10 protein-coding genes and 3 pseudogenes are annotated in these 13,360 nt (G+C 57.9%); 9 read left to right on the top strand and 4 right to left on the bottom strand.

Going from position 1 to position 13,360, the window contains the following annotated elements:
• Window positions 1-92: 92 nt before the first annotated feature.
• Window positions 93-959: a polysaccharide lyase family 7 protein gene (locus AX760_RS13510; RefSeq protein ID WP_083531184.1), complete on the top strand. Its 867-nt coding sequence runs from the start codon at window positions 93-95 to the stop codon at window positions 957-959.
• 303 nt (window positions 960-1,262) lie between these two features.
• Here AX760_RS13510 and AX760_RS27735 read toward each other — a convergent pair.
• Both AX760_RS27735 and AX760_RS13500 read right to left on the bottom strand, forming a co-directional pair.
• Window positions 1,263-1,752, bottom strand: a pseudogene (locus AX760_RS27735) (integrase core domain-containing protein); the annotation flags it as partial.
• A 278-nt stretch (window positions 1,753-2,030) separates the two neighbouring features.
• Window positions 2,031-2,780, bottom strand: a complete 750-nt coding sequence (locus tag AX760_RS13500) for an SDR family oxidoreductase (protein WP_071833415.1) — start codon at window positions 2,778-2,780, stop codon at window positions 2,031-2,033.
• 719 nt (window positions 2,781-3,499) lie between these two features.
• On the opposite strand from AX760_RS13500, the gene AX760_RS13495 reads away from it, so the two are divergent.
• Entirely contained in the window at window positions 3,500-4,390 is an 891-nt protein-coding gene (locus AX760_RS13495; protein ID WP_083531183.1) for a helix-turn-helix domain-containing protein, read from the top strand.
• Between the two features lie 53 nt (window positions 4,391-4,443).
• Here the strand turns inward: AX760_RS13495 and AX760_RS13490 are convergent, their stop codons facing one another.
• The gene (locus AX760_RS13490) at window positions 4,444-6,579 is read right to left on the bottom strand and encodes a TonB-dependent siderophore receptor (protein WP_071833414.1); all 2,136 of its coding nucleotides are present in this window, start codon (window positions 6,577-6,579) and stop codon (window positions 4,444-4,446) included.
• A gap of 274 nt (window positions 6,580-6,853) precedes the next feature.
• Between AX760_RS13490 and AX760_RS13485 the strand changes: the two genes are divergently transcribed.
• The 7 genes and pseudogenes from AX760_RS13485 to AX760_RS28195 all read left to right on the top strand — a co-directional run.
• Window positions 6,854-7,819 carry an iron-siderophore ABC transporter substrate-binding protein gene (locus AX760_RS13485; RefSeq protein ID WP_071833421.1) on the top strand — a complete coding sequence of 322 codons (966 nt, stop codon included), beginning with the start codon at window positions 6,854-6,856 and terminating at the stop codon, window positions 7,817-7,819.
• Window positions 7,820-7,833: 14 nt separating this feature from the next.
• Entirely contained in the window at window positions 7,834-8,859 is a 1,026-nt protein-coding gene (locus AX760_RS13480) for a FecCD family ABC transporter permease (protein ID WP_245295015.1), read from the top strand.
• A 2-nt stretch (window positions 8,860-8,861) separates the two neighbouring features.
• Window positions 8,862-9,896 carry a FecCD family ABC transporter permease gene (locus AX760_RS13475; protein ID WP_071833412.1) on the top strand — a complete coding sequence of 345 codons (1,035 nt, stop codon included), beginning with the start codon at window positions 8,862-8,864 and terminating at the stop codon, window positions 9,894-9,896.
• A complete protein-coding gene (locus AX760_RS13470; protein ID WP_071833411.1) occupies window positions 9,893-10,699 on the top strand; it encodes an ABC transporter ATP-binding protein in 807 nt (268 codons plus the stop codon). Before AX760_RS13475 ends, AX760_RS13470 begins: the two co-directional genes overlap by 4 nt.
• A gap of 25 nt (window positions 10,700-10,724) precedes the next feature.
• On the top strand, window positions 10,725-11,789 hold the full coding sequence (locus tag AX760_RS13465) for a DUF2218 domain-containing protein (RefSeq protein ID WP_071833410.1): 1,065 nt from the start codon (window positions 10,725-10,727) through the stop codon (window positions 11,787-11,789).
• A gap of 338 nt (window positions 11,790-12,127) precedes the next feature.
• Window positions 12,128-12,514: pseudogene (locus AX760_RS28200) on the top strand (transposase); the annotation flags it as partial.
• Between the two features lie 42 nt (window positions 12,515-12,556).
• Window positions 12,557-12,772 (top strand): annotated as a pseudogene (locus AX760_RS28195) (IS3 family transposase); the annotation flags it as partial.
• A gap of 91 nt (window positions 12,773-12,863) precedes the next feature.
• Here the strand turns inward: AX760_RS28195 and AX760_RS13450 are convergent.
• The gene (locus tag AX760_RS13450) at window positions 12,864-13,325 is read right to left on the bottom strand and encodes a MarR family winged helix-turn-helix transcriptional regulator (RefSeq protein ID WP_071833408.1); all 462 of its coding nucleotides are present in this window, start codon (window positions 13,323-13,325) and stop codon (window positions 12,864-12,866) included.
• Between the last annotated feature and the right edge of the window lie 35 nt (window positions 13,326-13,360).

The raw sequence follows: 13,360 nt of genomic DNA, 5'->3' as shown, positions 1-13,360 counted from the left end.
TCGATCGTCCACATCGCAGCTTCCTTTCGTGATTCGAAAGCACAAAAGGAATCACAACCGCGCACAACCCGCAAACCGAAGTCCGCTAACCGATTCCGCCGATTCTCAAAGTCTCCGGACGGACACTCAGACCCCAAATCAAGCCATCTCAAGTTCCGGTCACGGCGAAGACTGCAAGTTCCACCAGCATAGATCTATCCTACTGGAAGCTAACCCTTCCTGTAAACAATGATGGCATCGTTTCAGGCGTTGGTGATGCGACGGAACGCACCGACCTACTTGGCTTCGCTATGCCACCTTACTTCGAAGTTGCATCGAACTCGATTAGTTTTATGGCGCCGACAAACGGTGCACGCACTGGTGGCTCCAACTATCCTCGCTCCGAATTGCGCGAGATGGACGGACAAGGCGACGAATACCAATGGCGGATTGCCGATGGCGGCCATCTTGCGGCGACACTTGTCGTCGACGAGTTGCCCATGACAAGCGCCAGCAAACCGGGGCGTATCATTATTGGGCAGATCCACGGTCCCGATGATGAGCTATGTCGTCTATATTTCGACAACGGAAAGCTGTACTTCATGGACGATAAAGCCGGTGAAGCGATGGAGGAGACACAGTTCGACCTTGTTGATACCGCGGGAAATCCGACAAATATCCGTCTCGGCGATGAGTTTTCCTACACGATCGATGTAGACGGAAAATCGCTTGTTGTTTCCGCCACACATGAAGGAACTACATATAGCGCGACAGATATTATAAGCCGATTTTGGGTAGACAAAGATCTCTATTTTAAAGCCGGCGCTTATATCCAGGTCGGGAAACCAGGATCGAAGGCACGCGCGGTCGGCACGGGGCAGGGCAAGGTGACATTTACCGCGCTCACGCGTCCGACCCACGATATATTCCGCAAGCCAAGTGCTCGGGAAATAGATCAAGATGACGATAGCGAGGGTTAGGTGCGCACAGCGCTGAACAGATTGTTTATCGCCAGACCGTGGTTTTGCCGCCGAGCGTTGACATGTAAGATCTGCGTGAATAGCCCCGCCATTTCGCCTTAGATTCATCGCCTAAAACGCCTACCCCCGTCAAGGAACTGGGCTTTCCATTGTTTGATCTGCGTGCATGCCAAACTGCTGGGGCAATTCCACCCGTGTCTGCTCGCCTCGTATGCGGCAAGTGCCGCCTTCGCCTTGAAAGTCGGGTGGCCTGAGGCCAAACGGTAATCCCGTTTTCGGGCGAGTCTGGGGGGCAATCTGGCCTCATGCGCCCTGTTTTTCCAGTGCCATTTTCATTGCGAACTCGCTGGGGGTTATGTCGCCTAGCGAAGAGTGGGGCGTGTTCCTGTTGTTGTCCTCCTTCCATGCTGTGATGGCCGCGCGGGCCTGGGTGGGTGACGAGAATAGCGTTTCGTTCATTCACTCGTCGCGGAAGCTGCCGTTGAAGCTTTTAACGAAGCCGTTCTGCATCGGCTTGCCGGGGGGCGTTGTAGTGCCATTCGACCTTTGTCTCCTGGTACCATTTGAGGATGGCCATGCTGGTCCTCTCCGTGCCGTTGTCCGAGACGATCGTTCTCGGCTTTCCACGCCTGGCGATCAGGCTGTCCAGTCCCGAGCCAGCCTTGCGCCCGACAGGGACGTGTCGGCAACCAGGCACAGGTCATTCGCTGGTGAAATCATCGACGACCGCCAGAACACGCAAGCGGCGGCCGTCCGTGGAGGCGTCGCTGACGAAGTCCAGGCTGCAGCGCTCTTTGGCGCGCGCAAGAGCATGCCAATGTGCTGCCCCTCTTTGAATTGCCCCTCAAAGGGGAGATCAGAACAAATTCTACGATCCTTGTGCCGTTGATAGTGCGGTATTCCCGCGCGAACGCAGATGTCGTCCAGGCGATGAGAATTGGGACGGACGTTTGATAAGATTTCGGCGTTCGGACAGTGAGTGCCAAGTTTACCAAAATCGGCAGTTAAGGCGCCATGCGTTTAAATGAACGCATGGCGCTTTTGATGACAGGTGCGATCTGTCCTCGGTCACTATTTGACAGCGGAGTTCCCACCGTCTGCGAACAAGGCAGAACCCACGACAAAGCTTGACATGGGACTGGCCAGAAACAGCGCGGCCCTGGCGATTTCTTCCGGTTGTGCAATCCGTTTCACAGCATGCAAACCTGCTGCCCACTCTTTTTGGGCCTCATCACCGGCCATCGCCGTTTCGACGCCACCGGGCATTAGCGCATTCGCCCTGATGCCTCTGCTGGCATAATCAGCCGTGATTCCCTTAACCAGCCCCATCAGTCCAGCCTTGGCCGCTGCATAAACGCCCATGCCTGGTAGCCCGACGCTGGTTCCGACAAAACTGGATGTGAATATGATTGCGCCACCGGTTCGCTCCAGCATCGCCGGGATTTGGCGACGGCTGGCCAGGAATGCAGATGTCAGGTTCGTCGCAAGTGTCTCCTGCCATTCCGACAGAGCAACCTCCACGAGCGGCTTCATGGGGCCGACGATGGCTGCATTGTTGAACGCGATATCCAGACCGCCAAACAATCGGATTGCATCAGCGACAAGTTCGTCGTGTGTTTCCGGCAGACTGACATCACCCACCACAACATGCACTCTTCCGCCCTGGCCGCGAATTGTCTCGGCTACGTCATCGAGGCCCGGTCTGCCTCTGGCGTTCAGGATAACTGCGGCTCCTTCTGCGCTGAAAAGCATCGCGGCTGCGCGGCCAATCCCAGATGACGCTCCGGTAATGATAGCGACCTTGTCTTGTAACATTCCCATGGTTGATCTCCTTGTGCGGGGAGCCAAGGCATAGGCAATGGGCGGACAGTACGACCACCCGTTTCTTGCAGATCACGCCCCTTGTTGTCAGTGCCGCGATGAAACCGTTCGCGACGGACACCAGGAATGGTGGTGGTTAGGATCGGACGCTCGCGGGGCGACTGGACGAGAAGGCCGCCCATCTTCGCTGCGCTGGAAAGCCTTGCCCGGTTCGTTCGGCTTCCCGGACTGCGCCACGACCGCTTGGCAGCCAGATCGTTCTGCCGGATGCCGGCTCCCGGCACGCGCTGAAAATCAAACGTCGATATTCGCCGGCATCCCCTTCTCCGGTGCATCCGCTCCCGCCAAAGGAGCTCTACTCGAACTTCGGCATCGCCGTGGAGGCGTGGGTGCCACAGTTTTTTTGTCCCGCCGATCCGATATTCGCTTTCGGTGGCGCGACGCACAACCGTTCGGCTGACATCGACAGTGCTCGGAAACTGCTTCCTCCAGCATCTTGATCCGGGGTTTCAGCGAGCCTTTGCCGACAGCGAAGGTCGTCGTCGAACGCCTTTGCTCCGAAACGTCCTTGATACCAATGAAGCTGTCAGAGGTGCATATTCGCTTGTCACTCCAATAAATATGATTGATACTCTCAACTTAATATGACACCGGAGATGTTTTTGCGCTGGTTGCTAAGTTGCGACCCGTGAGTTTTTTCGAAAGACGGACATTTACACATGAGCTTCTGGCACAAAATGTCGTGGAAGACGGAAGGTATTCAAGTCGCCGCTCCCGTTCAATGGCGTCAGTTGGATGGCATCGTGTCGGTTCTGTGGGAAGCTGAAAGCCAGGCCGGTGCCAGCGGATATTATCTTGCGGACGATCCGCGGATCATGTTTTTCTTCAACGATGTTTCGCCGCATGTCCGCATTTCGAACAGGAATGACGATTTCGCACGGAGCTCAAGGGCGATGGCACGCGCCGTGTATGTCCCGGCTGGTGTGCCGATGTGGACCAGCAACAAAACGACCCATCGCTTCAGCCATCTCAACCTCCACCTGCACAAGGATCGTGCGCTGCGATATCTGACACCATCGGTCGGCAGTTCGGCCGCGCAGATGGCGATACGGCGTCCGGTTGAACTCCATAACGTCGTGGCGATCGAAACACTGGCAAAACTTCTGGCGGACGAAATAATAAGCCCATCGAAGCATGCCGTCTACGCCGAGAGCCTCGTCGGTAGCATTGTCGCCGGCCTGCTCGATATTCCCGCAGAAGCCAACGAAAAGGCGGGAGGCAGGCTGACGCAGGCGCAGATGAACAAGTTGCTGTCACGCATCGAAAAACTTGGCGATTATCGGATGACCGTTGCCGACATGGCGGCCACGGTCGATTTGTCTGAAAGCTGGTTTGCCAACGTGTTCAAGCAGACCACCGGCAAGTCTCCGTTGCAATGGCAACTTTTCAAACGGATCGAGCAGGCGAAGTATCTGCTGCGTGAAACTGATCTTTCGATTGCCAGCGTCGCGGCACAACTCGGTTTTTCCGATCAAGCGCACCTGACAAAAGTGTTTCGCCAAGTGGCTGGAGAACCTCCGGCCGCCTGGCGAAAGATGCAGCAGGTCTGACATGCTCAGCCGCCTTCCCACCCAATGAGTTCGTGGGGGGAGGGGGCAGGCGATTACCAGGTCTGGCGAAGCGTCGCCATCATGGCGCGACCTGGATTGTAGTAGACCCCACCGCTATCCTGGCTGGCGATATGCTTCTCGTCAAAGACATTTTTGACGTTCAGCTGTAGCATCGTGTTTTCCTGGATAGTGTAGGTAAAAGCGGCATCGAACACGATCGCGCTTTCCGAGGATGCGGTATTGCCGAGGTTGACGAAATATGAGTCCGTGTAGCGGGCGCCTACTCCAAAGGTCATGTCGCCGCGTGCCCCTTGCCCTTCCAGGGTATAGGTGCCCCATACTGACGCCGCATGCTTTGGGACGCGCATCAAGCGGTTTCCATCATTGACGCCGCCGGGCTCATCGATTTTGGAGTCTATGTAGCTATAAGCCGCAATCATACTGATATTGCTTGTCAACGCGGCCTTGGCTTCGAGTTCAAAGCCGCGATGGCTGACCTTTTCGACCGTTTGCGGCAGATAGCTCACACTGTCGTAGACGGTAAAGTCACCTTTTGTCAGGTCATAGACTGAAGCGGTGAACAATGCAGGGAATGCATCCGGCTGATATTTGATCCCGACCTCATACTGCTTTCCAGTCGTCGGATCCGTGCCGACGCCGGGAGGCGCTGCGGATTCTGCGTAGCTCGTATAGGCTGCCAGTTCCTCGGTGATCTTGTAGCTGGCACCGATCCGCTTTGTGAATTCGCTGTGTTCATCCGCCTGGGCAACGTTCGAGAACAAGTCCGTCTGGCCAAGGTCAAGCCAGTCATTGCGCAGACCCAGGCTCACCGTCAGCCTGTCAGCGAAGGTCAGGTCCTGCTGCAGGTAGATCGCCTTGGTCTTTTGATCGTTTGCCGTCCCGTAGGTGGGTGTCGTCGAGATCGGTCCACCCGTGTAGATCGGGTTCAACCAGTTAATGGGAGGAGCGCCGGGATCGTATAGGCCGTAATTCAGCGATTTGAAGTCATTATATTCGATGCCGGCAAGCGTGCGGCTGTCGACCGTGTCGAAACTCGTTTCGTAAACCAGGTTTGCATCGATGATGAACTGCTCGTTCGATGTGTCACTGCCGAAGAAATAACGGTCTGCTAGATTCGATCCATCTTGCCGCGTATTGGAGAGATAGGCACTGCCAAAGGCGTTGTCCGAATTGCTGGAACGGGCGTTGGAGCCGAAGCTCAGTCCATTGCCAAAGTCATGGTCAAACATCAGGCTATAGGTGTTGCGGTTTGTCGTATTGAAATAGTAGTCGGGCTCGCCGAAGAACTGGTCTCTGTCTAGGTCCGTACCGAGCGGATGGCCTCCACTGCCGGGAACACCATCCTTGTCCAGATGGTCAAAAACGAATGTCAGGCTTGTCGCGTCGGTCGGGCGCCAGGTCAGGCCGCCCATGATGAAGTTCTCATCATCCTGGGAATAATCATATTCGGCGTCCGAACGCTGGAACTTGCCGGTTAAACGGTACGACAGCGTGTCGTCTTCGGTGAAATTGTCACCGAAATCGAAGCCGGTCTCTTTGTGTGCGAACGATCCGCCCGTGCCGTAAACCTCGCCGAAACGCTCTCTTTTCGGCGTCTTCGTGACATAGTTGACCGATCCGCCCGGTTCAGCCGCTCCGAATCCGGCCGAACTGGCGCCCTTGAGCACCTCGATACGCTCGAAAGCGTAGGGCTCTTCCCGCACCCCGGCGAAAGTCCTGCCGATAGCCAGACCGTCGCGATAGGTATAGGGCGTAAAGCCGCGAATATCGAAATAGTCGTACCGGTCATCCGATCCATAGAAGTCGGTCACGACACCGGCTGTGTATTGTACGACCTGCTCGACGCTGTCCGCGGCGCGCTCCCGGATTTCCTTGGAGGTAATGACGGATACCGCGGCGGGGGCTTCCAGGATCCTGGTCGGCATCTTGCCGGCGCCTGTCGTTTCCGTCGCGACGACTGACTTTGAATCATTGCCCGTGTTCAAGACGCCGGGACCAGAGTTTGCCTCAACGACGATCATCTCCAGCGTCGTGACATCATCGTTGGCGTCCTGGGCCATCAAATAGTCTGGTGCAAGGGCGATGAGTGCTGTGCATCCGAAAAGCAGCGCTGTTCGGTAGCGGATCGGAGCCTGCAGTGAGCGAGCGCCTGTTCTAACGAGGTCCATCTTCAAAATCCAAATTGACGTGACTGCTGGGTGATCGGCATGACCGACAGCGTGTAGGGTATCTGTCGATATAGCCCGTCACTGCTATTAACTGGAGTGCATTTATCCAGTATTGTACAATTCCCCGGCTTTGTAGAATCCCACGGAAATCTACGCGCACTTTCCACATAGTTCCTGCTTTGCCGTTGACGGGCATCGATTAAGCTGAGATTTGGAGTCAACTTATACTTTTGACTGGAGTGTGGCGATGAAGTTTCGTTTCGCCGTGCAGGCCATGATCGCCTGCGTCTGGATGGCCGCGCACGCAACCGCGCTGGCGGCACAAGGTGGCTCTTATCCGCTCAGCATCGATCATGCCTTCGGCACGACGATTGTTGAGAAGAAGCCGGAACGGGTTGCCAGTGTTGCATGGGCAAACCACGAGGTTCCATTGGCGCTCGGCATCATTCCGGTCGGCATGGCGCGCGCCAATTACGGCGACGATGACGCAGACGGTATCCTGCCATGGGTAGCCGCGCGACTGGGTGAACTGACGGGCGACGCGCCGGTATTGTTCGACGAGGGTGATGGCATCGATTTCGAAGCCGTCGCGGCAGTACGACCCGACGTGATCCTCGCGGCATATTCCGGTCTCAGCCAGGCCGATTATGACACCCTGAGCCAGATTGCTCCTGTCATAGCCTATCCGCAGGCGCCCTGGTCGACGGACTGGCGCGAGATGATTCGGCTCAACAGCGCAGGGCTCGGCATGGCTTCCGAAGGCGATGCGCTCATTGAGGACATCGAGGCCGACATTGCCCGTACACTCGACGGACATCCCGAGATCAAGGGAAAGTCGGCGATGTTCATCACACATCTAAGCGCATCTGACCTCAGCACCATTAATTTCTATACGGCGAACGACACGCGGGTGAAATTCTTTGCCGATCTCGGAATGGTCTCTCCGAAGAGCGTCGAGCAGGCCACGAAGCTTGGAACGTTCGCCGGCTCGGTGAGCGCAGAGCAGATCGACGCATTCGATGACGTCGACATTCTCGTGACATACGGCGACAGAACGCTTTTCGATGCTCTGAAAGCCAATCCCCTGACACTGCATATGCCAGCGGTTGCGCAAGAATCGCTCGTGATGCTCGGCAACGACCCAGTCGGCAATGCCGCCAACCCGACCCCCCTGTCGATACGATGGGTGCTGAAGGACTACGTGAAACTGCTGAGTGAGGCAGCCAAGAAGTCGAAATGACCGGCCGCACCAACATGTTCCCTCGTTTTTGGCCGAATGCCGCCCGCTCAAACCGTATTAGAACCCTCTGGCTTGTCGGGCTTATCGCTGTGTTGGCCGTTCTTCTGACGCTGTCGATAACGATAGGCACGCGCAATGTCGACTGGGCCGATATCATTGCAGCAATCGGCGGCGCCCAAGACACCATAGGTCAGGCAGCAGTTGCGCTGCGCATTCCGCGGACCTTTCTTGCCCTGCTGGCGGGGGCGGCGCTGGGGCTTGCCGGCGCGATCATGCAGGGCGTCACCCGCAATCCGCTCGCCGATCCCGGCATTCTCGGCGTCAACATGGGCGCCTCGCTCGCCGTCGTTATCGGTGTCGCCTGGTTTGGAATGTCGTCGCCGAAGGCCTATATCTGGACGGGGATCGCCGGCGCCGGGTGTGCGGCTATCTTCGTCTACACGATCGGGTCTTCGGGAAGAGGCGGTGCAACGCCGCTCAAGTTGGCGCTTGCCGGGGCCGCCACTTCTGTGGCCTTCGCCTCCATGGTGATCGCTATTGTCCTGCCCCGCGGCGATATCGCCGGCGGTATCCAGTCTTGGCAAATAGGCGGCGTCGGCGGCGCGACCTACGAGCGGATCGCGCCTGTCCTGCCGTTTCTCGCGGTCGGCTTTGCGATCAGTCTTCTGTCGGCAAGAAAACTCAATTCACTCGCCTTGGGCGAGGAGTTGGCTGCCGGTCTTGGTGAGCACGTCGCAACCGCGCGTGCCATTGCCTCGCTCGGCGCTATCCTTCTTTGCGGCACAACGACGGCCGTTTGCGGGCCGATCGGTTTTCTCGGGCTGGTGGTGCCGCATCTCTGCCGGACCCTTATCGGAGTCGATCATCGATGGCTGTTGCCCTTTTCCGCACTGGGCGGTGCGGGCCTGCTGCTCGGCGCCGATATACTCGGGCGGGTTATCGCGCGCCCAGGGGAGATCGACGTCGGGATCGTTACCGCGCTGATCGGAGCGCCATTTTTCATCTGGATCGTACGGCGTCAGCGAGTGCGGGAATTGTGATCATGCTGTCGCCCACGATCAGGTTTCTTCTGGACTACCGGCGCCGCCGCGCACGCAGACGCGTTTCCGTACAGGCGGTGTTGTTCGCTCTTGTCGTCGCGATCTTCGGAATTACTCTGTCTGTTGGACAGTCTTTCACGCCCCCGACCGATGTCGTGCGCGTGCTGTTCGGCGAGAACGTGCCTGGTGCATCTTTCACGGTCGGGCAGTTGCGCCTGCCCCGCGCCGTCCTGTCGGTGCTGGCGGGCATGTGTTTCGGGTTGGGCGGCGTTGCATTCCAGATCATGCTGCGCAATCCGCTGGCCAGTCCCGACATAATCGGCATTACTTCCGGAGCCAGTGCAGCGGCCGTGTTCGCCATAGTCGTCCTGTCGATCACGGGGCCAATGGTCTCGGTCCTGGCCGTGGTCGCTGGCCTCGGGGTTGCGGTCCTAGTCTACGGCTTGTCCTTCCGCAACGGTGTGGCCGGATCGCGTCTCATCCTTGTCGGCATTGGTGTTGCAGCCATGCTCCAGAGTGTGATCGGCTACATCCTGACATCAGCGCCGGCATGGACGCTGCAAGAGGCGATGCGCTGGTTGACAGGCAGCGTTAACGGCGCGCAGCTTTCGCAGGCACTGCCACTGCTCCTTGCGCTTGCCCTTTTCGGCGGACTTCTGCTCATGCGCACCCGTGATCTGGAAGCGCTGCAACTGGGTGACGACACAGCTGCAGCGCTCGGGGTTCGAGTCGCACGCACCCGTATGCTGGTTATCGTTTCAGCCGTCGGCATGATCGCAACCGCGACGGCCGTCACCGGCCCCATCGCCTTTGTCGCATTCCTTTCGGGGCCGATTGCGGCCCGCATTTTCCGCAGCAATGGATCGCTGCTTGTGCCCTCTGCGCTGGTCGGCGCGCTGCTCGTGCTCGCTGGCGACTATGCAGGTCAGCTTCTCCTGCCAAGCCGCTATCCGGTCGGTGTGGTGACCGGCGCACTTGGCGCACCATACCTGATTTTCCTGATCATTAAGGTCAGCCGTACCGGAGGCTCGCTGTGACTGCGCATTCCCTCGCCGCTAACCAGCTTTCGGCCGGCTATGACGATAGAGAAATCCTGAGGGACCTCGACCTGACCATACCACCGGGGATGATCACGGCTATCGTCGGCGCCAATGCATGCGGCAAGTCCACGCTGCTGCGCACACTATCGCGGCTCATTTCACCAAGCCAGGGACAGGTTCTTCTGGATGGCAAGTCGATCCATACCCTTCCCTCACGAGAGGTCGCCCGGACGCTGGGGCTCTTGCCACAATCGCCTATTGCACCGGAAGGCATCACCGTCGCCGATCTTGTTGGACGCGGGCGGCATCCGCATCAGAGCCTGTTTTCCCGTTGGACGAAACTGGACGAAGAGGCAGTCGACAGCGCTCTTGCGGCAACGAAAACGTTCGATCTTGCCGAGCGGCCGGTTGATGAACTCTCCGGCGGCCAGCGCCAACGCGTCTGGATCGCCATGGCACTGTCCCAGCAGACAGACATCCTGCTGCTCGACGAGCCAACCACGTTTCTGGATATCAACCACCAGATCGAGGTACTCGATCTCCTGACCGATTTGAACCGGACGCGGGGCACGACGGTCGTCATGGTTCTGCACGACCTCAATCTGGCGGCGCGCTACGCGGATTATCTCGTCGCAATGACGGGTGGACGTGTGCATGCCTTCGGCACCCCAGAAGATGTGCTGACGGAAAACATGGTTCGGCAGGTCTTCGGATTGGATAGCCGCATCATTGTCGATCCCATTTCCGCCCGGCCGATCATGTTGCCGATCGGGCGTCACCGGTTGGCCGGCCGTTCTTGATGATTCGAACAAGGAGAAAAGACTGATGAACGATGTTCAATCACTCAAGCTTTCGGGTGTTGCCGTTCCCCACAGTGCTGCAGAGATGCTCGACGAGATTTGCGAACATTTCATCGAGCATGCGGAGGTGGAACGTAGCGGCGATCGGGCTGTTCTAAGAAGCAAAAGCGGCATCGCGACAATCCGCACAGATGATGGAAAATTGCTGATCGCGCTGGAGTGTTCGACACAGGCCTTTCTGGAGGCGGCCCGTACCGACATGGCGGAACATCTGTTTTATTTTGCCGGCGACCAGCCGCTGGAGTTGACGTGGATGACGCCGACGTCCCTGCTTAGCCTGCCCAACCTGCATGAAGTGACCGTTATCTCCGTGGAAAATGTGACGCCGAAAATGCGCCGTGTCGTATTTTCCTGCGCCGATGTCACCCCGTTCATGGGTGGAGACATGCATGTCCGGCTGCTGGTTCCGCCGAAGGGCAGGGCACCGGTATGGCCGGGCTTTCGCCAGGACGGACGCATTTCCTGGCCGGAGGGCGACGACCAGATTCTGGTGCGCGTCTACACCATCCGTTCGGTGGACCTTGAGCGAGGGGAAGTCTCGATCGACTTCCTGCAGCATCCAATGCATGGGATATCCACGCCCGGAGCCGATTTTGCTCGGGACGCCCGGGCAGGGGACAAGGCAGCACTTCTCGGGCCGGGTGGGGGCGATCTTCCGACGGCAAAGTCGATGCTTCTGATTGGCGACGAAAGTGCACTGCCTGCCATCGCCCGTATCGCCGCCGAGGTGCCGGTGGGAACGCAGATGCAAGCACTTATCGAAGTTGAGGACGAGGCGGAGGAACAGTCCATTGTGTCGGGCGGCGTGCTGGATGTCCGTTGGCTGCACAGGAGCGATTATCCAGACCGTACCAATAGCGTTTTCCTGGCAGAAGCCCAAAAAGCGATTGCATCCATCGACCCCGAAACATTCGTCTGGGCGGCCTGCGAGAAAGCCGATATCCGGGCGCTTCGGTCGACACTCAAGGAGCGAAGGCATGATCGCAAAAAGATGTATGTCGCCTGGTACTGGGAACGCAACATGAGGTAAGTGCGTCAATTATCTGCGCAAAGGCCCTGGACATAGCCGGAGCCACTTGGCGTATACCGCATCCATCCGCTGGATCGTCCTGGGCCATATGGCTTGGGAACCGCAATGCGCGCCGTCCTTACACTGCGTAGCCGGCTCCAAACCCGGTAGGAACGCTCTTGTCATTGGCGATTAGCCAAACCAGACCGCGCCAGCAATAACGCGCCATGAGTGCGCTTCGTTCGCAGGTCTGGTATGCCGGGTGCTAAGCCTTTGGGCATCTGCAGCGCAATCACGCTTGAGCCGGGCCGGATCTACCGGAGAGCCACTCGTGAGAAGTAGGGTCCAGGACAAGCAAGATGACAAACAAAAAACCCCCTGAAGTCCACGCCCGTGCCGTTCGAATGGTAACGCAACATGAAGCCGAGCACCCTTCGCGGTGGGCCGCGGCGTCACCCACAGTCTGAAAAATTGGCTGCTCGACGCATGCCCTCCATGCGTGGGTGGAGAAGGCAGAGGTCGACAGCGATAAACGATCAGGCCCCGCCGAGCGATGTGGGCGAGAAATTGAAGGCTTTGGAGCGGGAGAACCGGGAGCTCCGGCAAGCCAACGATATATCGCGCAAGGTGACTGCATATTGTGTGATGGCCCCTTGCGGTGAACTTGATACATTCGCCTGCCGGGTAGGAGGAAGCTCGACCGCCCCGTTGAAGTGATGATTGCCTTCATCGAGCACCGGTCAATGCTCTTGGTCGGCTGCGCCCGTCGCGGCACGGCGGTGAAGTTCGAGACTTCCGTCGGAAGAGTTGCTGACGGTTATGACAACGCTCTCGCCGAAATGAACCACAGCCTTTGCAAGGTCGACGTCGCCCATGGGCGAGAACCCTGGCACAACTTCGAAGCCGTGGCGTTCGCCACGCTCGAATGGGTGGACGAGTGCAACAACGGATGTCTTCTGGAGCCCATCTGCAACATTCCGCCAGCCGAGGCCGAAGAACGGTAAAATGCCGTGCTCGACGCACCGGCCATGGCCGCACAAACTAAACCGAAAAGTCTCCGGCAAACCCGGCAAAGCCTCCTGTCCGCTGCGATTTTCATGTATCTGAATTTTCCGTTTCGACGCTTGCGATCCGATCCAGATTTTCAATGAGGCGCACAAGGAATTCGACAAACTGGTTGGCTTCCGCATCGGAAAATCCGGCCAAGGCCTCGCGATTGCCTTGAAACAGTCTCTCTGATGCTTCTGACAACCGTTCCTGAGCGGTTCTCGTCAGCGCGATGTGACTGCTCCTTCCATCTTGCGGGTCGCGCGTTCTGGTAATCAGACCGTCGCGCTCCATTCGCGCGAGCATTTGCGCCATTGGAGGTTGCTCGACCTTGGCGAACCGGGCGAGGTCACGCTGGGTCCGGGCAATACCGTTGTGAAGGGCGACAAGCACCGGCAGCTGGCCAACGCCAAATCCAAGCGGACCAAGACGCGCCTCGCTCAATCGTGCAAATCCGCGTGCCGCCAGACTGATCAAATGCCCCGGCGTGACGAGTACATCTTCGTCCATTTTTTAAAGTCACTCCCACTTGACGGCAATATACA

The sequence above is a fragment of the Pararhizobium antarcticum genome (assembly GCF_001885585.1).
GTDB classification, from domain to species: domain Bacteria; phylum Pseudomonadota; class Alphaproteobacteria; order Rhizobiales; family Rhizobiaceae; genus Pararhizobium; species Pararhizobium antarcticum.
This window is presented reverse-complemented; position numbering and strand designations above follow the sequence as displayed.

Coding starts and splice junctions, on each gene's coding strand:
- AX760_RS13475 (WP_071833412.1), top strand. CDS start 8,862: ATGCTGTCGCCCACGATCAGGTTTCTTCTGGACTACCGGCGCCGCCGC.
- AX760_RS13450 (WP_071833408.1), bottom strand. CDS start 13,325: ATGGACGAAGATGTACTCGTCACGCCGGGGCATTTGATCAGTCTGGCG.
- AX760_RS13465 (WP_071833410.1), top strand. CDS start 10,725: ATGAACGATGTTCAATCACTCAAGCTTTCGGGTGTTGCCGTTCCCCAC.
- AX760_RS13485 (WP_071833421.1), top strand. CDS start 6,854: ATGATCGCCTGCGTCTGGATGGCCGCGCACGCAACCGCGCTGGCGGCA.
- AX760_RS13500 (WP_071833415.1), bottom strand. CDS start 2,780: ATGGGAATGTTACAAGACAAGGTCGCTATCATTACCGGAGCGTCATCT.
- AX760_RS13480 (WP_245295015.1), top strand. CDS start 7,834: ATGTTCCCTCGTTTTTGGCCGAATGCCGCCCGCTCAAACCGTATTAGA.
- AX760_RS13490 (WP_071833414.1), bottom strand. CDS start 6,579: ATGGACCTCGTTAGAACAGGCGCTCGCTCACTGCAGGCTCCGATCCGC.
- AX760_RS13495 (WP_083531183.1), top strand. CDS start 3,500: ATGAGCTTCTGGCACAAAATGTCGTGGAAGACGGAAGGTATTCAAGTC.